Source organism: Sphingomonas sp. 2SG (genome assembly GCF_005503285.1).
In the GTDB taxonomy this organism is placed as follows: Bacteria; Pseudomonadota; Alphaproteobacteria; order Sphingomonadales; family Sphingomonadaceae; genus Sphingomonas; species Sphingomonas taxi.
Genome location: NZ_SCMZ01000066.1, coordinates 1 through 16,851, shown reverse-complemented (window position 1 = coordinate 16,851; position 16,851 = coordinate 1). Strand labels below are relative to the sequence as shown.

The window sequence follows — 16,851 nt, the reverse complement described above, 5'->3', positions numbered from 1 at the left end:
ACCCCTACCCCCGTCATCCCCGCGCAGGCGGGGATGCATACGCGCGGATGTCGCGGCTCTTGTCACGAGCGTCAGCGTTTATGGATCCCCGCCTGCGCGGGGATGACAAGGGGGGTAGGCATCCCCCAAACGCAAACGACGCGGCAAAGCCGCGTCGTCAGTCGGGCTAGCGCCCGCTGGCCGAGGATCGGTCCGAGGCGCGGATTAGCCAGGCTAATCCGCTGACCGATCCCTCATCCGTCGTAATCGGCACCCAGATTCTGGTTCCGCGGCGGCGCGGCGGCGGTCAGGCGGAGCGCCTCGGCCGAGGCCGACAGCGAGCCGACCGCATCGACCTCGTCGTCGTCGTCGATCTGGACGCGCTGCAGGCTGTTGATCACCGCCTCTTCGAGATTGTCCGGGCGGACCAGCTCGTCGGCGATCTCGCGCAGCGCGACGACCGGATTCTTGTCGCGATCGCGATCGAGCAGCAGTTCTGCGCCGCCCGAAATCTGTCGCGCGCGCTGTGCGGCGAACAGGACCAGATCGAAGCGGTTGGGGATCTTGTCGACGCAATCCTCGACAGTGACGCGCGCCATGGACGCTTTCCTTCGCAAATACCGATGCAGTGAAGGCGGGGGACTAGGCGCCTGTGCCCGCAAAGTCAAGAAATGCGCGGGCGCGCTTGTGCGGCGGCGGCGCAATCGCCACAGACGGGCGATGGCCGCCCCCGCCCCCCAACCGACGTTCACCGTCGACGGCAACCGGCTGACGCTGCTCGACACCGGGCCGCGGCGGCTCGACGCCTTGCTCGCGCTGATCGACGGCGCGAAGACCGATCTGCGCATCCTCTATTATATCTACGCCGACGACGAGACCGGCCGGCGCGTCAATGCCGCGCTGATCGCGGCGGCGGATCGCGGCGTCGCCACCGCACTGATCGTCGACGGCTTCGGCAGCGAGACCGACGACGCCTTCTATGCGCCGCTGCGCGCGGCGGGCGTTTTGGTGTGCCGCTTCTCGCCGCGCTTCGGCCGCCGCTATCTGCTGCGCAACCACCAGAAGCTCGCGCTCGCCGACGCGGGCAGCGACGCGCAGCGGATCATCATCGGCGGCTTCAACGTCGAGGACGATTATTTCGGCACCCCCGCCGAGGAAGCGTGGCGCGACCTCGGCCTGCTGGTCGAGGGGCCGGCGGCGGGGCGGCTCGCCTGCTATTTCGACGCGCTGCACGATTGGGTGCGCGCGCCCAAGGGCAAGGTGCGCCACCTCAACAAGGCGCTGTCGCGGTGGAGCGAGGCGCGCGGGCTGACGCGGTGGCTGATCGGCGGCCCGACGCGGCGGCTGTCGCCCTGGGCGCGGGCGGTGCGCGACGACCTGCGCCGCGGCAGGCGGATCGACATCATCGCCGCCTATTTCACCCCCTCGCCAACAATCCTGCGGCGGCTCGACAAGGCGGGGCGGCGCAAGGCGAAGGTGCGGATCGTCACCGCCGCCAAATCCGACAATGCCGCGACGATCGCCGCGGCGCGCTTCACCTATGCCGGCCTGCTGCGCAAGGGCGTGCAGGTCTTCGAATATCAGCCGACCAAGCTGCACACCAAATTGTACGTGATCGACGATGCCGTCCACGTCGGCTCGGCCAATTTCGATATGCGCAGCCTGTTCATCAACATGGAACTGATGTTCCGCGTCGAGGATCGTGCCTTCGCCGATCATGTGCGCAGCTATGTCGAGGGCGAGATCGCGCGGTCGCAGCCGATCACCAAGGCATGGTACAAGGCGCATACCGGCCCGGTGCAGCGCATCCGCCAGTTCTTCGCCTATCTGATGATCGCGGTGGTCGATCCCGGCGTGTCGCGCGGGCTCAATTTCGGCATCGACGAATAAGGCGAGGGCTATCCCGCCCCCTCAGCGTCCCAAAGCGTCGACATGGACGCGCGAAGCCTCGGGGATCAGCGCCTCGAGCACCGACCAATAGCCCGCCACCGCTTCCTGGCCGGCGTGCGAATAGGCCCGCGCCATCTTCTCGCGCTGTTCCTCGTACAGCGCCTGTTCGAGCGCCTCGCCGGCGTCGGTCAGCCGCAGCAGCCGATGGCGACGGTCGTGATCGCCATGGCGCATCTGGACGAGGGTGCGATCGACCAGATCCTTCATCACCCGGCCGAGCGATTGCTTGGTGACCCCGAGCAGATTGAGCAGTTCGCCGACGGTGATATCGGGCTTGCGGCCGATGAAATACATCGCGCGATGATGCGCCCGTCCCAGGCCGATCTCGGCGAGCTTGTCGTCTGCGCTGCGGACGAACCGCGATTGGGCGAAGATCATCAATTCCATGCCGCGACGGATCGCCGAATCGTGCAGGAACAAGGCAGACGAGAGCTTGGGTGCGTCCATAACGGACGGGCTAACTTAACCCTGGATAAAAGGGAAGCGGATTCACATCCGAAAACGTTGCTAAATTTCGCGATCGTCGCGTTTTGCGATCAATCCTTCCATGCCCAATAGAGCTGGGCGGGCGGGACGTTCCACCATTCCATGTCGTGATCGATCCGCTCGAAATGCGGGGTGAGGAAATCCTTCACCTTCGGCGAGAATTGATAGACGAGGAAAGCGCCGCCGGGGCGGATCACGCGGTGCGTCGCCGCGCCGATCGCCGGGCCGACGCCAGCGGGCAGCGTCGAGAAGGGCAGGCCGGACAGCACGTAATCGGCATGGTCGTGCCCGTGGTCGCGGACGATCTGCTCGACGTCCGCCGCCGATCCCTCAACCGCGACGAAGCGCGAGTCGGTGATGGTATGATCGAGATAGCGGATGAAGTCGGCATTGGTGTCGATCGCGATCAGCGTCGCGTCCGGCGCCATCCGCTCGAGGATCGGGCGGCAGAAGGTGCCGACGCCGGGCCCGTATTCGACGAACAGCTTGCACGCGCTCCAGTCGACCGGGCCGAGCATCTTGCGGATCAATTTGTCCGACGATGGGATGATCGAACCGACCATCACCGGATGCTTGAGGAACCCCTGGAAGAACATCGCGACCGGACTCGGCACGCCGGCAGGACGGGAATTGCGCCGGGCGGCGGTGGTCGGACTGGGCATCGTGTTCCTGTCGTTCTCGTGATCGGCCCGCGTCGACACGCGGGTGACACCCCGTGCCACGTTTTCCGAACGCGTTTCAAGACACACGGTTGCGTTTGGCCACGCGGTTCATCGCAGCGGTGCGCGCTTGCCCCGCCCGAACGGAGGCGTAGGAAGGGGCGGCACGGGGGGTGAGCGGCGATGCAGCGGGAGGATGAAGGCGAGGTCGCGGTGATCTTCGTATCGCGGCGCAACGGCGAGGATGCGGCGGGCTACGATGCCGCCGCCGCGGCGATGGACGCGCTGGCCGCGGCACAGCCCGGCTATCGCGGCGTCGACAGCGTCCGCGACGGCGACGGGGTCGGCATCACGATCAGCTATTGGGCGGACACCGCGAGCGCGGAGGCGTGGCGCGACCATCCCGAGCATGTGACGATTCGCGAACGCGGTCGCGCGCGCTGGTACGATTGGTATCGCGTCACGGTGACGACGACGACGCGCGCCTATGCCTGGACGCGTCCGTGAGGGTACAGAGGTGAGGGCGGACCCGCGCGCGATCGATCCGCATTTCGCATTGCTCTTCCTCGTCATGCTGACGATCGCGGCGGGCAATACCGCCTTGCAGTCGATCCTGCCGGCGCTCGGCCGCTCGCTCGGCGTCGCCGATCGCGCGGTGGCCGCGGCGTTCTCGGTGTCGGCCTTGCTTTGGGTGATCGCCGCGCCGTTCTGGGCGAACCGGTCCGACCGGCATGGCCATCGCGCGCTGATCCTGCTCGGCGTCGGTGGTTTCGCGGTGTCGCTCGGCCTGTGCGGGCTGTTCCTGGCGGCGGGGATCAACGGCTGGATCGGCGGCACCGCGGCGTTCGGCTGCTTCATCGGCGGCCGGCTGATCTACGGCACGTTCGGCTCGGCCGCGCCGCCGGCGGTACAGGCGCTGGTCGCCGGCGAGACGAGCCGGCAGGATCGCACCCGCGCGCTGACACTGCTGGCGAGCGCGTTCGGGCTCGGCACCATCCTCGGCCCGGCGATCGCGCCCTATCTGTTGCTCGGCACGATCGGCGGGGTCGAGATCGGACTCGCCGGCCCCGCCTTCGTCTTCGCGCTGTTCGGCGTCGGCGTGTGGATCGCAGTACGGGTGCTGCTCCCCGACGACCGGCGTGCGGGGCATCGCGAACATGGTGCGTCGTCCGCCTATCCCTCGATCGGCGGCGCACCGACCGGCGCGAGCGTCGCCGCCGCCACCGCACCGCACGCCGAGCGCGTCGGCTATCTCGACCGCCGCGTGCGCGGCTGGATGATCGCCGGACTGGTGATGGGGCATGCGCAGGCGATGACCAGCCAGGCGATCGGCTTCCTGGTGATCGACCGGCTGGCGATCCCGCCCGCCCAGGCGCTCGAGCCGACCGGAATCGTGCTGATGATGGGCGCAGGCGCGGCGCTGCTGGTGCAATGGGGCGTGATCCCGCTGCTCGGGCTCAGCCCGCGCCGGCTGGTGCTGACCGGCCTGATACTGGCGGCGGCGGGCGTCGCGCTGACCGGGGTGGCGACGTCGCTGTACGGCATCGCCACGGCCTATGCGCTCGCCAATCTCGGCTTCGGCTTCACCCGCCCGGGATTCACCGCCGGATCGAGCCTCGCGGTCGGCCCGGCGGCGCAGGGTTCGGTGGCGGGCAAGGTGACCAGCGTCAACGGCGCCAGCTTCGTGCTCGGTCCGTCGATCGGCGTCGGGCTGTACGAAATCGCGCGATCGCTGCCGTATCTGACGGCGGCGGCCGCGCTGCTGCTGCTGTTCGGCTACGCATGGGCGAGCCTGAGGGAGCGGGGCTAGCCGATCCGTTCGGGCTGAGCCTGTCGAAGCCCATCTCTCCGCCGGCATGACGCTTGGGGAGAGCGGCGTTTCGACAGGCTCAGCGCGAACGGAAAGAGGTCAATAATCCGCCTTGCCGCCGCGGCTCTGCAACTGGCCGGGCGAGATGAAGCCCAATGGCTGGATCGCCGCCGCATCCTGTTTCAGGCGCGAGGCGATCTGCTCGTAATCCTTCTCCATCTCGGGGGTGACGCTCGCCCGCGATTCGGTCAGAGCCTCCTCGAAATCGGCCATCGTCACCTCGGTCGACTGCAACGACCGGCGCAGCGCGATCAGGCCGGCGCGGCGCACCACGTCCTCCAGATCGGCACCGGTGAAGCGATCCGTCCGCTTCGCCACCCGATCGAGATCGACGTCGCCGGCGAGCGGCATCTTCTGCGTCTGGATCGACAGGATGCGCCGCCGCCCCTCGGTATTGGGAACACCGACGTACACCAATTCGTCGAACCGCCCCGGCCGCAGCAGCGCCGGATCGATCAGATTGGGCCGATTGGTCGCGCCGATCACGACGACCGACTGCAGCTCCTCCAGCCCGTCCATCTCGGCGAGGATCGTGTTGACCACGCGCTCGGTGACCTGCGGCTCGCCCGCCCCCGAGCCACGTGCCGGCACGAGGCTGTCGAGTTCGTCGATGAAGATCACGCACGGCGCGACCTGACGCGCGCGCTGGAACAGCCGGCTGATCTGCTGCTCGCTCTCGCCATACCATTTCGACAGCAGATCGGAGGATTTGGTGGCGATGAAATTCGCCTCCGCCTCGCGCGCGACCGCCTTGGCGAGCAAGGTCTTGCCAGTGCCGGGAGGGCCATAGAGCAGGAAGCCCTTGGCCGGCCGGATACCCAGTCGCCGGAACGCGTCCGGGTCCTTGAGCGGCAGTTCGACGCCTTCCTTGAGCCGCGTCTGCGCGGCATCGAGCCCGCCGACATCCTCCCAGCGCACGCGCGGCGCCTCGACCATCACCTCGCGCATCGCCGACGGCTGGACGCGCTTAAGCGCGCCGAGGAAATCCTCGCGCGTCACCGACAGCGTATCGAGCACCTCGGGTGGCACGGTCCGCTCCTCGAGATTGAGCTTCGGCATGATTCGCCGCACCGCCTCGATCGCCGCCTCGCGGGTCAGCGCGGCGAGATCGGCGCCGACGAAGCCGTAGGTGGTGCGTGCCAGCTCGGCGAGATCGACCTTGTCGCCCAACGGCATGCCGCGCGTATGGATACCAAGGATCTCGCGCCGTCCACGCTCGTCGGGCACGCCGACGACGATCTCGCGGTCGAAGCGGCCCGGCCGGCGCAGCGCCTCGTCGATCGCCTCGGGCCGGTTGGTCGCGGCGATGACGACGAGATTGGCGCGCGATTCGAGCCCGTCCATCAGCGTCAGCAGCTGCGCGACGACGCGCTTCTCCGCCTCGCCCTGCACGTTGCCGCGCTTGGGGGCGATCGAATCGATCTCGTCGATGAAGACGATCGACGGCGCCGACTTGGCCGCCTCCTCGAAGATCTCGCGCAGCCGGCCTTCCGACTCGCCATAAGCGGAGCCCATGATCTCCGGCCCGTTAATCAGGAAGAAGCTCGCGTCCGATTCATTGGCGACCGCGCGCGCGAGCCGCGTCTTGCCCGTCCCCGGCGGGCCGTAGAGCAACAGCCCCTTGGGCGGCTCGACCCCTAGCCGCTCGAACAGCTCGGGATAGCGCAGCGGCAGCTCGACCATCTCGCGCAACTGGTCGATCGTCGTCGCCATGCCGCCGATATCGTCATAGGTGACGTCGGCACGACGCTGCGTCGGCTCCTCATATTCGGGGCGCAGCTCGATCTCGGTATTCTCGTCGATATGGACGACGCCCTTGGGGCTCGCCGAGACGACCGCGAGGCGGATCTCCTGCAAGGCATAAGCGGGCGCGTTCATGAACTGCTGGATGCCCGGCGGCATGTTGCCGACGCGCTGGTGCCCCGCGGTCGCGACGACGTCGCCCTGGCACAACGGCCGGCCGAAGAAGGTGCGCTTGAGCGCCTGCGGCTGGCCTTGCAGGCGCAGGTTCGCCTGCGCCGGTGCGAAGACGACGCGCGTCGCCGGCTTGGATTCGACCTTGCGCACCTCGACGAAATCGCCCGCGCCGACGCCAGCATTGGCGCGCTGCAGACCGTCGATGCGCAGCACCTCGATGCCTTCGTCCTCGGTGTAGGGCCCGACCGCACGTGCCGGGGTCGATTGCTTGCCGACGATCTCGATGACGTCGCCCTCGCCCACCCCCAGCGCCGCCATCAGGCTGCGCGGCAGATGCGCCAAGCCGCGGCCGGAATCTTCCGGACGGCTGTTCGCCACCTGGATCTTGCGGGTGGTGGTATCGCTATCGGCCATGCACGTTGATCCTCGAAACCGTTTCGAGCGTGCGAGATAGGAAGACGGTTCCGCCTGCGCCACCGCGCGCCGAACCAAAAAAAGGGCCAGCCCCGAAGGGCCGGCCCGTAAAAGTTTTAGGAGAGGATGCCTGAAAGGCCCGTCCCTTTTGTCGTCCGCAGCTTTATGTTGCAAGTGCGAAAAGATACGTTACGATTGCAGAAGTTGCATTCGTCGGCGTGATCGGTCAGGAACGGATGCAAGGAGAGGATCGTCATGCGCAGACTGCCGCCGCTTGGCGCGATCGAGGCATTCGTCCAGGTCGCGCGACTGGGATCGGTCAAGGCCGCCGCCACCGAACTGGCGCTGTCGGCACCGGCGCTCAGCCGCCGCGTCCAGTCGCTGGAACGCTTTATCGACAGGCCGTTGTTCGAACGCCGGCATCAGGCGATGGTGCTCAACGCGGATGGCGAACGGCTGCTCGGCCAGATCGCGCCGGTGCTCGACAGCCTGTCCGACGCGGTCGAGGCGATGACCGGCACGGTCGAGGTGTTGCGGCTGCGGCTCGGCATCCTGCCCTTGTTCGCGTCGCAACGGCTGTTTCCGCGGCTGGGTGAATTGCGTGCGGCGCATCCGGAACTGCATCTCGATATCGATACCGCCGGCCATGGCGTCGCACGGCTCGGCGAGGGGCTCGACGCGGTGATCGCGCTGTCGCGCGAGATCGAGCCGACGCTTTATGCCAAGCGGCTCGATCGCAATTCGGTCTATGTGATCGGCGCCAGGACGCTGCTCGACGGGCCGGACCCGGTGACGCGGCCCGAGCAGCTCTCTCGCCTCACCGCGCTGATCCACCGCGAGATGCCCGACAATTTCACCGCCTGGCGCGACGCGGCGAAGGTCGATCCCGGCATCGAACCGCTGGCGATCGACTATTTCGATTCGGGTGCGCTGATGCTCGAGGCGGCGGCCCAGGGGCTCGGCGTCGCCTTCATGCACGAGAGCCATTTCCAGGAGGCGCGCGATCCGCGGCTGGTGCGGCTGTTCGATATCGTCGTGGAGAGCCCGTACAGTTACTGGTTCGTCTGCCGCCCGCGCGCGCTGCACCAGCGTCCGGTCCGCATGTTCCACGACTGGCTGATCCAGACGCTGGGCGAGGTGTGAACTCCGTTCCTCCCCGGCACGGGGAGGTGGCAGCGCGTCAGCGTTGACGGAGGGGGGCTTCCACGAACGGCACGCCCGTGGCGCGGTCCCCCTCCCCGTGGCGGGGAGGGGGAGGCGGCTTATTCGGCGCGGGCCTTGACGATCTTGCCCGGCTCGCGCGGCGGCTCGCCTTTGGGGAGCGCGTCGATCAGCTCCATGCCGTCGGTGACCTCGCCCCAGACGGTATATTGGCTGTCGAGGAAGCGCGCGTCGTCGAAGACGATGAAGAACTGGCTGTTCGCCGAATTGGGATCGCTGGTCCGCGCCATCGAGCAGACGCCGCGCACGTGCGGCTCCTTGCTGAATTCCTGCTTGAGGTTCGGCTTGTCCGATCCGCTGGTGCCGGTGCCGGTGGGGTCGCCGCCCTGCGCCATGAAGCCGGGGATGACGCGGTGGAAGACGACGCCGTCGTAGAAGCCTTCGTTGGCCAGCTCGGCGATGCGCACGACGTGATTGGGCGCGAGATCGGGGCGCAGCTTGATCGTGACGTCGCCGTCCGCGAGCGTCAGCGTCAGGGTATTGTACGTATCGGCCATGGTTCGTCCTCTTATGGTTGACGTGCAGGTAGTATCGCTGACGCCGAAGGGCAAATCCGCGAGGGTGGCCAATCGTGCCGCAGCGCGGTAGAGCGCGAGCGGACAACGCCGGGAGGAGGCAGCGATGAGCGAGACCGAACTTCCCGAGGCCCCCGCCCCCGAACAGGACGAGCTGGACGAGGACGACCGGTTGCGTCCCGAATTCGTCGATGCGGTGCGCGACGCGGTCGCCGACGGCGACGACGAGGCGGCGCGCGCCCTGGTCGAGCCGCTCCATCCCGCCGACATCGCCGATCTGTTCGAGCTGACCCCGCACGAGGATCGCGGGCCGCTCGCCAAGGCGCTCAAGGACCTGCTCGACGCCGACGTCTTCGCGGAGATGAACGATTACGTCCGCGAGGATTTGATCGACGCGCTGACGCCGACCGAGGTCGCCGACCTCGCCTCCGAACTCGATACCGACGACGCCGTCGCGATCATCGAGGACATGGAAGAGGCGGACCAGCGCGCGGTGTTGCGCGCGCTCGACCCCGACGATCGCGCCGCGATCGAGGAGGCGCTGTCATACCCCGAGGAATCCGCCGGCCGCCTGATGCAGCGCGAGCTGATCGCGGTGCCCGATCACTGGACGGTGGGCGACGCGATCGAATTCCTGCGCGGCCACGAGGAACTGACCACCGATTTCTGGGAGATCTTCGTCGTCGACGCCGGCCATCACCCGGTCGGCACCTGCCAATTGTCGTGGATCCTGCGCACGCCGGGCAATATCGCCATCGCCGACGTGATGAAGCGCGAGCAGACGCTGATCCCGGTCGACATGGATCAGGAAGAGGTCGCGCTCCGCTTCCAGAAATATGCGCTGATCAGTGCCGCGGTGGTCGATTCGGCCAATCGCCTCGTCGGCATGATCACCGTCGACGACATCGTCCACATCATCCAGGAAGAGGCGGGCGAGGACACGCTGCTGCTGTCCGGCGCGGGCGACGGCGACATCAACGAGCCGATCCGGCTGACCGTACGGACGCGGCTGATGTGGCTGGTGGTCAATCTCGGCACCGCGATGATCGCCTCGTCGGTGGTCGGCCTGTTCGAAAGCACGATCGCCGGTTTCGCGACGCTCGCCATCCTGATGCCGATCGTCTCGGGGATGGGCGGCAATGCCGGCACGCAGACGCTCGCCGTCGTCGTCCGCGCGATCGCCACCAACCAGCTCACCGATTCGAACACGCGATGGATGGTGTTCCGCGAGTTGCGCATCGCCGCCGCCAACGGCCTGGCGCTCGGCGTGCTGATCGGGCTCGGCACGTTCATCGTCTTCGGGCGCACCGACCTCGCGCTGGTCATCGCCGCGGCGATGTTCACCAACAACATCACCGCGGGGCTCGGCGGCGTGCTGGTGCCGGTGACGCTCGACCGGATGAACATCGATCCCGCGGTGTCCTCGGCAGTGTTCGTGACGACGCTGACCGATACGATGGGCTTCTTCTCGTTCCTGGGTCTGGCGACCTTGTGGGGACTGCACGCCTGACCCACATCGCACGTCCATGTTGCACCTGACGAAAGTGGCCTTCGGCGCGACCAGTGTCGAGCATCTCGCCGAACGCCTTGCCCTGCGCGCCGCCGACGGACCGGTGTTCCTTACCACCCGCTATTTGCCCAAGCGGCACGAGGAGGTTGCGGGCCAAGGCTCGCTGTTCTGGATCCTGAAGCACCAGCTGGTCGCGCGCTCGGCGATCCTCGGTTTCGGCGAGGCGGAGGGCGGTCGCGTCGCGATCCACATCGACCCGGCGCTGGTGTTGGTCCAGGCGCGCCCCAAGCGCGCGCATCAGGGTTGGCGCTATCTCGAAGCGGCGGATGCGCCGGCCGACCTCGGCGGCGAGACCGACGGGCTCGCGGCGATGCCGCCGGCGCTGGTCGGCCGGCTGGCGGAACTGGCGCTGATCTGAGCCGCGCGCGGGTCACTTACCCGCCGTCTTTATTCCCCCGCGCCGCACGTCACCGGTGCACCGGCGGCGGCGATGACCCGGCATTTCGGGCGCCCCGTCACCGTCACCGCCCCCAGCCCGCTGCTCGCCACCAGCGCGGTGTAGCGCGCGCGTGCGCGCACCGTGCCCGGGCCGTCGAGATGCAGGTCGAGGTCGTTCGCCTCCAGCCCCGCCGCGTCGATCGTGCCCGCGCCGCTGGCGACCAGCCGCATCGCGGTGGCGCGGCCGGCGAGGCCGATCCTGCCGTCGCCGGCGAGCTGCACGATGAGCTGGTCCGCCTGCACCGCGGCGACCTCGATCGTGCCGGTGCCGGCAGCGGAGAGGTCGACGCGCGACCCGACCAGCCGCGCCACCGTCACCTTGCTGCCGCCGTTCACCGTGATCCCGCTCAGCCGCGGCGTCGCGAGCAGGATACGGACCGGCACCCTCGCGGTCGCCTGCCGCTGCTCGCCCCAGCGGCCGGTGCTGGTCTGACGCACGGTCAGCGTCGTGCCCTCGGCGCGCAGATCGATGTCACCGATCACGCCGCGATCGCCGATCACCGTGGCGCCGGGCGATCCGGTGGTGATCGTCACCTCGAACGCACCATTGATCCGCACCCGCTCGAAGCTGCCGAGCGCGACGCGGCGTTCCTCGGCCATCGCCGCCGAGGGCAGGAGCAGCAGCAGGGCGAGCAGACGGATCATCGCGCCGAGCGTCGCACCGCTTTGCCGGTGCGGCAAGGACTTACGGCCGATCGACGTTAGCGCCCGCAGCGCACCGAGCCGGTGCCCGTGTTCGACACGGTGCAGCGCGCCGCCGCGCCGAGATCGACGTCGCCCGTCCCGGCGACCTGCACCTTCGCGGTTCCGGATACCGCAGCGCGCACGTCGCCGGTGCCGGTGACCGAGACGTCGGCACGCTCGACGCGCAGCCCGGCGGCATCGAGACTGCCGGTGCCCGCGACCTCGACCGCCAGATCCTTGACCGCGCCACCGGCGCGGACGTTCCCGGTCCCGGCGATCGAGACCTCGGCGCGGTCGGTAGCGAGCGCGGCGATGTTGAGATCGCCCGATCCCCTCACGTCCGCCTTGAACGCGTCGCCCGACACGCGGTCGACCGCCATCGTCCCCGATCCGGTGATGCTCGCCTCCGTCAGGCGCGGCAGCGTCACATAGACGGTGACCTTGCCGCCGTGCCCCCAGCGGAACGACCGCTTGCGCCCGATCGCCAGCGTCTCGTCGTCCCTCGCGATGCGCAGCGTGTCGAGATCCTCGGGCTTGCCCTCGGCGCGGACCGAGAATGCCTTGCCGGCGCGCACCTCGACCTCGTCGCTGCCGGTCAGATCGATCTTGGAGAAATCCGTGACGGCGTAGCTGCGGGTGGTGCCGCTGCCGGTCGGCGTGACGCCGGGGCCGTCATCTTGCCCCATCGAGCAGCCGGCGAGCATCGCACCGACCATGACAAATGCGACCGCCTGCATCCTTCAACCCTCCTTGTGTATTGTTTTAATAATACACGAGAAGGGTGAGGGCAAGCAGTCCTCATTGATGCAGCGCGATTGCATATCGATGGGGTGGCGAGGCTCGATCGGTTTCCTCATCATATCCGTCACCCCGGACTCGTTCCGGGGTCCACCGGACCGCAGGGGTACGGTATCGACTCAAGCGTTTCTCCTCGCCACGGAGTGGACCCCGGAACCAGTCCGGGGTGACGGGGTGGGCTTTGAAAACGAGCGACTGACGTGAACAGCCGTATGCGATAGCCTGCCTCCCTGCCCTCGCGCGGGCGTACCGCATCACCCGCCCTAAAAGAAAAAGGGCGGCCCCGCGGGACCGCCCTCTTGCTTCACCGGAACGATGCGCGGCTTACGCCGGCACCTTCTCCTTGTTGTAGATCGCGGCCGCGGCGCGGAGGATGTCGAGAATCTTCTCCTGCGCCTTGGGCTCGTCGACCTCTTCCATCGCGGCGAGTTCGCGGGCGAGTCGGCTGCACGCCGCCTCGAAGATCTGCCGCTCCGAATAGCTCTGCTCGGGCTGGTCGTCGGCGCGGAACAGGTCGCGGACCACTTCGGCGATCGACGCGAGGTCGCCCGAATTGATCTTCGCCTCATATTCCTGCGCGCGGCGCGACCACATGGTGCGCTTCACCTTGGGCTTGCCCTTGAGCGTTTCCATCGCCTCGCGCATCGTCTTGTCCGACGAGAGCTTGCGCATACCGACCGATTCGGCCTTGTTGGTGGGGACGCGGAGCGTCATCCGCTCTTTCTCGAAGCGCAGCACGTACAGCTCGAGGCTGGTACCGGCGATCTCCTGCTTCTGCAGCTCGATCACACGGCCGACGCCATGCTTCGGATAAACAACGTAATCACCGACATCGAAGGACAATGCCTTGGCAGCCATGAACGGGCCTTTCTGGATCGCATCCGTCGCGAGGATCGTCCGGGGCGGGATACCCGCGGGTCCGGACGGCGAGGATGGTTGGTACGAGTGTCTCCTGACGGGCAGGACTCATCATGCCCGTCGTGGACACTTTTAACACAGTCGCAACAAAATTACCAGCGTGGATAAGCCAGTTGGACTGACTTACCCTACACGATCGAACCCGATTCGGGTCGCTCAGTCGCCCGCGCCCGGCTCCGGCGAGAAGAATTGCTCATATTTGTTCTCGACGCCCTTCATCGCATCGGCGTCGGGCGGCGTCTGGTCGAGCTTGCGCGTGACGTTGGGCCATTGCGCCGAGAAGGTCGTGTTGAGCTCCAGCCATTGCTCCAGCCCGCTCTCGGTGTCGGGCAGGATCGCTTCGGCCGGGCATTCGGGCTCGCACACGCCGCAGTCGATACACTCGCTGGGATTGATGACGAGCATGTTCTCGCCCTCGTAGAAGCAGTCGACCGGACACACCTCGACGCAGTCCATATACTTGCAGCGGATGCAGGCATCGGTGACGACGTAGGTCATTCTGGTTCCTTGCGGCCCTGTGCGCCGGCTAGAGTGCGTCGGCTCGAGAGAAGCCGGGTATGAACGCGAGGCTGCTATGCCGCGTTCCCCCCCGCGTCAATCGAAGCCGTTCGGTTGCGACACGTTTGCAGCCAGTTCCTGATAGCAGCTTTGCGCCTCGGGCGCCGGTCCGCGTCGCGTCGGCAAGGCTTCGACGCGCAACACGCGCACCCGGTCGTGCAGTGCAAAGGTGAGGATATTGCCGACGCGGACCGGCGCCGCGCTGCGCTCGATCCGCCGCCCGTCGATGCGCAGGCGGCCGTCGCAGGCGAGGTCCTGCGCGAGGCTGCGCGTCTTGGCGAGCCGCACGAACCACAGGAACATGTCGATCCGCATAGTGTCAGCCATGGCCGCTCCACGCCGCCAGCGCGGCAAAGGCCCCCGTCGGTGACGGCGCGGGCCGCTCGGCGCGCTGCGGCGGCCGGCGGCCGCGCCACACCCAGGCGGGCGGCGCTTCCGCCTCGCCACGTACGGTGCGGAACCCCAGTTCGGCCATCAGCCGCTCCAGCGTCGGCGCGGTGATCCCCATCGAGGTCGCGAGCGCGGGATCGGGCGCGAACGGCTTGCGCCCCTGCCGCGCGTCGTGCGCAGCGCGCGCGATCCGCTCGACGAGGTCGACGCGCACCGCCTGCGCGGCGAGCGGACGGTAACCGGTGGCGAGCTGCGCGCCGGGCACGCCGCGCGGCAACACCGTCGCTCCCTCGCGCGGCAGCACGTGACGCTTGCCGCGCACGCCGAGCAGCGCCTGCCGCCAGCGCGCCGCGCCGGGCTTGAGCAGGCGCGGGTCGAACAGGTCGAGCGCGCCGATCGTGATGCCGATCCGGCGCAGCCGCTTGCGCTCGTCCTGCGTCAGCGCGTCCAGCGATTCGTGCAGCGCGAGCCGCGGTATCAGCCCGCCCGCCGCCTCGAGCTCGCCCGCGACGACGCGCAGCGCGGGCGTCGCCTGCGGATCGCGCGCCGCCTCGGCGAGCGCGACCAGCGCCGGCAGATGCCGGCCGAGCATCGCCGCGAACCAGCCGTTGACCCGCACCGACACCGCCTCGCGCTGCGGCCTCGCGAGACAATCGAGATCGCGATCGAGCTTGAGCTGCGGCCGCGCGAGCGACGGCCCCGGCGTCAGCAGCGCCACCGCATGGCCGTTCCACACGATCGCATCATCGACCAAAGCAAACGCCGCGTCCTCCGCGGCGACCAGCGCCTCGCCGCGGCGGCGCCGCTCGCCGCTGAGATGCTTTTCCGCCGCGGCGAGCAGCAGGCGGCGATCGGTCGCCCGCGCGGCGGGGTCGACGGTGAAGCGGAAGCCGTCGAGTCGCCCGATCGGATGATCCTCGACCAGCACCTCGCCCTCCGGCCCGATCACCACCGGCAGCAGCGACGCATCGGCGCCGATCTGGCGGATCAGCGCGGTCGTCCGCTTGTCGACGAAACGCTGCGTCAGGCTGGCGTGGAGCCCGTCGGACAATCGCTCCTCGATCGTCTTGGTCCGCTCGGCGCCCGCGGCGGGATCGGCGAGCCAGTCGGGCCGCTGCGCGATATAGGCCCAGCTGCGGATCGCGGCGATCCGCCCGGCGATCGTCTCGACGTCGCCGGCGATCGTGTCGAGCCGCGTCACCTCGTCGGCGAACCATTGGTTCGGCACGACTCCGCGGCCTTCGCTCAGGTAACCGAAGATCCGGCTGACGAAGCGCGTGTGCGGATCGAGGCCGAGCTTGCGGAAATCGGGCAGGCCGCACGCCGCCCACAATCGCTTGACCATCGCCGGATGCCGCGCGCGATCGCGCACCCACGTCTCGTCCGCCATGCGCTTCAGCACCGCGAGATCGGTCGATTGCGGCGCGGCGAGCAGCACGCCCGGCTCGGGTCGCCGTTCGAGGCTGGCGATCAGCGCGTCGACGCTGGCGTAATCGGGTTCGCCATTGCGCCAGTAGAGCTGTTCGATGCGCGGGAAGCGATGCTCCTCGATCGCGAACACCTCCTCGGGCAGGAACGCGCCCGGCCCCTCCTCGGTGACGCCGCCGAACGTGCCGTCGCGCTGGTGGCGTCCGGCGCGGCCGGCGATCTGCGCCATTTCCGCCACCGTCAGCCGACGGCTGCGGCGGCCGTCGAACTTGCTGAGGCCGGCGAAGGCGACGTGCGCGACATCCATGTTGAGCCCCATGCCGATCGCATCGGTGGCGACGAGATAATCGACCTCGCCCGCCTGGAACATCGCGACCTGCGCGTTGCGGGTGCGCGGGGACAGCGCGCCCATCACCACCGCCGCACCGCCGCGCAGGCGGCGCAGCATCTCGGCGACCGCATAGACCTCCTCGGCGCTGAACGCGACGATCGCCGAGCGCTTGGGCAGCCGGCTGATCTTCTTGGCGCCCGCATAGGTCAGCTTCGAGAAACGCGGCCGGACGATGATCTCGGCATCGGGCACCAGTGCACGCACCATCGGCCGCAGCGCCTCGGACCCGAGGATCATCGTTTCCTCGCGCCCGCGCCGGCGCAACAGCCGGTCGGTGAAGACGTGGCCGCGTTCGGCATCGGTGCCGAGCTGCGCCTCGTCGAGCGCGACGAAGGCGGCGTCATGCTCGGGCATCGATTCGACCGTGCACAGATGCCAGCGCGCATTGGGCGGGACGATCTTCTCCTCGCCGGTGACGAGCGCGACGCTGTCGACGCCCTTCAGCTTGACGACGCGGTCGTAGACCTCGCGCGCCAGCAGGCGGAGCGGAAAGCCCATGATCCCGCTCGAATGCGCGCACATCCGCTCGACGGCGAGATGGGTCTTGCCCGTGTTGGTCGGCCCGAGGACCGCGGTGACCGCCGCTTTCATGGGGGCAACATCGGGTGTCGCGACCGATCGCGCAATGAGGCAAAGCAAGCGGGGCGACCCCAATTCCCCCCCAC

At 68.4% G+C, this 16,851-nt stretch carries 17 protein-coding genes; 6 read left to right on the top strand and 11 right to left on the bottom strand.

From position 1 onward, the window contains the following. Positions 1 to 233: 233 nt before the first annotated feature. Positions 234 to 578, bottom strand: coding sequence for a DNA-directed RNA polymerase subunit omega (rpoZ, locus tag FFS23_RS18270; protein ID WP_038664062.1), 345 nt, complete (start codon positions 576 to 578; stop codon positions 234 to 236). A 121-nt stretch (positions 579 to 699) separates the two neighbouring features. Here rpoZ and FFS23_RS18265 point away from each other — a divergent pair, with 121 nt between their 5' ends. Continuing rightward, positions 700 to 1,869 carry a phospholipase D-like domain-containing protein gene (locus FFS23_RS18265; RefSeq protein ID WP_137899719.1) on the top strand — a complete coding sequence of 390 codons (1,170 nt, stop codon included), beginning with the start codon at positions 700 to 702 and terminating at the stop codon, positions 1,867 to 1,869. A 21-nt stretch (positions 1,870 to 1,890) separates the two neighbouring features. On the opposite strand, the gene FFS23_RS18260 is transcribed toward FFS23_RS18265, so the two are convergent. Next, positions 1,891 to 2,376 carry a MarR family winged helix-turn-helix transcriptional regulator gene (locus FFS23_RS18260; protein ID WP_137899718.1) on the bottom strand — a complete coding sequence of 162 codons (486 nt, stop codon included), beginning with the start codon at positions 2,374 to 2,376 and terminating at the stop codon, positions 1,891 to 1,893. A gap of 89 nt (positions 2,377 to 2,465) precedes the next feature. Further along, positions 2,466 to 3,077 carry a class I SAM-dependent methyltransferase gene (locus FFS23_RS18255; RefSeq protein ID WP_137899717.1) on the bottom strand — a complete coding sequence of 204 codons (612 nt, stop codon included), beginning with the start codon at positions 3,075 to 3,077 and terminating at the stop codon, positions 2,466 to 2,468. A gap of 180 nt (positions 3,078 to 3,257) precedes the next feature. On the opposite strand from FFS23_RS18255, the gene FFS23_RS18250 reads away from it, so the two are divergent. Both FFS23_RS18250 and FFS23_RS18245 read left to right on the top strand, forming a co-directional pair. Next, positions 3,258 to 3,581 (top strand): antibiotic biosynthesis monooxygenase family protein, encoded by a 324-nt coding sequence (locus tag FFS23_RS18250; RefSeq protein ID WP_137899716.1) that lies wholly within the window; start codon positions 3,258 to 3,260, stop codon positions 3,579 to 3,581. Positions 3,582 to 3,645: 64 nt separating this feature from the next. Further along, the gene (locus FFS23_RS18245) at positions 3,646 to 4,884 is read left to right on the top strand and encodes an MFS transporter (RefSeq protein WP_137899721.1); all 1,239 of its coding nucleotides are present in this window, start codon (positions 3,646 to 3,648) and stop codon (positions 4,882 to 4,884) included. A 99-nt stretch (positions 4,885 to 4,983) separates the two neighbouring features. On the opposite strand, the gene FFS23_RS18240 is transcribed toward FFS23_RS18245, so the two are convergent. Beyond that, on the bottom strand, positions 4,984 to 7,275 hold the full coding sequence (locus tag FFS23_RS18240; RefSeq protein ID WP_038664079.1) for a CDC48 family AAA ATPase: 2,292 nt from the start codon (positions 7,273 to 7,275) through the stop codon (positions 4,984 to 4,986). A gap of 255 nt (positions 7,276 to 7,530) precedes the next feature. On the opposite strand from FFS23_RS18240, the gene FFS23_RS18235 reads away from it, so the two are divergent. Further along, a complete protein-coding gene (locus FFS23_RS18235; protein WP_038664080.1) occupies positions 7,531 to 8,418 on the top strand; it encodes a LysR substrate-binding domain-containing protein in 888 nt (295 codons plus the stop codon). A 119-nt stretch (positions 8,419 to 8,537) separates the two neighbouring features. Here FFS23_RS18235 and FFS23_RS18230 read toward each other — a convergent pair whose 3' ends face one another. Beyond that, positions 8,538 to 8,993 (bottom strand): peptidylprolyl isomerase, encoded by a 456-nt coding sequence (locus FFS23_RS18230; protein WP_137899715.1) that lies wholly within the window; start codon positions 8,991 to 8,993, stop codon positions 8,538 to 8,540. Between the two features lie 124 nt (positions 8,994 to 9,117). Between FFS23_RS18230 and mgtE the strand changes: the two genes are divergently transcribed. Next, complete coding sequence (gene mgtE / locus FFS23_RS18225) at positions 9,118 to 10,521, top strand: magnesium transporter (RefSeq protein ID WP_038664086.1); 1,404 nt, start codon at positions 9,118 to 9,120, stop codon at positions 10,519 to 10,521. A gap of 16 nt (positions 10,522 to 10,537) precedes the next feature. Beyond that, positions 10,538 to 10,939 (top strand): DUF1489 family protein, encoded by a 402-nt coding sequence (locus FFS23_RS18220; RefSeq protein ID WP_038664089.1) that lies wholly within the window; start codon positions 10,538 to 10,540, stop codon positions 10,937 to 10,939. A gap of 29 nt (positions 10,940 to 10,968) precedes the next feature. On the opposite strand, the gene FFS23_RS18215 is transcribed toward FFS23_RS18220, so the two are convergent. The 6 genes from FFS23_RS18215 to FFS23_RS18190 all read right to left on the bottom strand — a co-directional run bounded on the left by FFS23_RS18215 (position 10,969) and on the right by FFS23_RS18190 (position 16,777). Further along, complete coding sequence (locus FFS23_RS18215) at positions 10,969 to 11,700, bottom strand: GIN domain-containing protein (protein WP_249340751.1); 732 nt, start codon at positions 11,698 to 11,700, stop codon at positions 10,969 to 10,971. A gap of 20 nt (positions 11,701 to 11,720) precedes the next feature. Continuing rightward, positions 11,721 to 12,440: a head GIN domain-containing protein gene (locus tag FFS23_RS18210; protein ID WP_137899714.1), complete on the bottom strand. Its 720-nt coding sequence runs from the start codon at positions 12,438 to 12,440 to the stop codon at positions 11,721 to 11,723. 385 nt (positions 12,441 to 12,825) lie between these two features. Then, on the bottom strand, positions 12,826 to 13,359 hold the full coding sequence (locus FFS23_RS18205; RefSeq protein ID WP_038664094.1) for a CarD family transcriptional regulator: 534 nt from the start codon (positions 13,357 to 13,359) through the stop codon (positions 12,826 to 12,828). Positions 13,360 to 13,575: 216 nt separating this feature from the next. Next, positions 13,576 to 13,917 carry a ferredoxin FdxA gene (fdxA, locus tag FFS23_RS18200; RefSeq protein WP_038664097.1) on the bottom strand — a complete coding sequence of 114 codons (342 nt, stop codon included), beginning with the start codon at positions 13,915 to 13,917 and terminating at the stop codon, positions 13,576 to 13,578. Between the two features lie 96 nt (positions 13,918 to 14,013). Next, positions 14,014 to 14,304 carry an RNA-binding S4 domain-containing protein gene (locus FFS23_RS18195; RefSeq protein WP_038664100.1) on the bottom strand — a complete coding sequence of 97 codons (291 nt, stop codon included), beginning with the start codon at positions 14,302 to 14,304 and terminating at the stop codon, positions 14,014 to 14,016. Beyond that, complete coding sequence (locus FFS23_RS18190; protein ID WP_137899713.1) at positions 14,297 to 16,777, bottom strand: helicase-related protein; 2,481 nt, start codon at positions 16,775 to 16,777, stop codon at positions 14,297 to 14,299. Before FFS23_RS18190 ends, FFS23_RS18195 begins: the two co-directional genes overlap by 8 nt. Positions 16,778 to 16,851 lie beyond the last annotated feature (74 nt).

Bases quoted from the DNA above. Each gene is read 5' to 3' on its own strand.
- FFS23_RS18235 (WP_038664080.1), top strand. From the start codon at position 7,531: ATGCGCAGACTGCCGCCGCTTGGCGCGATCGAGGCATTCGTCCAGGTC.
- FFS23_RS18195 (WP_038664100.1), bottom strand. From the start codon at position 14,304: ATGGCTGACACTATGCGGATCGACATGTTCCTGTGGTTCGTGCGGCTC.
- FFS23_RS18230 (WP_137899715.1), bottom strand. From the start codon at position 8,993: ATGGCCGATACGTACAATACCCTGACGCTGACGCTCGCGGACGGCGAC.
- FFS23_RS18190 (WP_137899713.1), bottom strand. From the start codon at position 16,777: ATGAAAGCGGCGGTCACCGCGGTCCTCGGGCCGACCAACACGGGCAAG.
- FFS23_RS18245 (WP_137899721.1), top strand. From the start codon at position 3,646: ATGCTGACGATCGCGGCGGGCAATACCGCCTTGCAGTCGATCCTGCCG.
- FFS23_RS18250 (WP_137899716.1), top strand. From the start codon at position 3,258: ATGCAGCGGGAGGATGAAGGCGAGGTCGCGGTGATCTTCGTATCGCGG.
- FFS23_RS18240 (WP_038664079.1), bottom strand. From the start codon at position 7,275: ATGGCCGATAGCGATACCACCACCCGCAAGATCCAGGTGGCGAACAGC.
- mgtE (WP_038664086.1), top strand. From the start codon at position 9,118: ATGAGCGAGACCGAACTTCCCGAGGCCCCCGCCCCCGAACAGGACGAG.
- fdxA (WP_038664097.1), bottom strand. From the start codon at position 13,917: ATGACCTACGTCGTCACCGATGCCTGCATCCGCTGCAAGTATATGGAC.
- FFS23_RS18205 (WP_038664094.1), bottom strand. From the start codon at position 13,359: ATGGCTGCCAAGGCATTGTCCTTCGATGTCGGTGATTACGTTGTTTAT.
- FFS23_RS18220 (WP_038664089.1), top strand. From the start codon at position 10,538: ATGTTGCACCTGACGAAAGTGGCCTTCGGCGCGACCAGTGTCGAGCAT.
- rpoZ (WP_038664062.1), bottom strand. From the start codon at position 578: ATGGCGCGCGTCACTGTCGAGGATTGCGTCGACAAGATCCCCAACCGC.
- FFS23_RS18255 (WP_137899717.1), bottom strand. From the start codon at position 3,077: ATGCCCAGTCCGACCACCGCCGCCCGGCGCAATTCCCGTCCTGCCGGC.
- FFS23_RS18210 (WP_137899714.1), bottom strand. From the start codon at position 12,440: ATGCAGGCGGTCGCATTTGTCATGGTCGGTGCGATGCTCGCCGGCTGC.
- FFS23_RS18265 (WP_137899719.1), top strand. From the start codon at position 700: ATGGCCGCCCCCGCCCCCCAACCGACGTTCACCGTCGACGGCAACCGG.
- FFS23_RS18260 (WP_137899718.1), bottom strand. From the start codon at position 2,376: ATGGACGCACCCAAGCTCTCGTCTGCCTTGTTCCTGCACGATTCGGCG.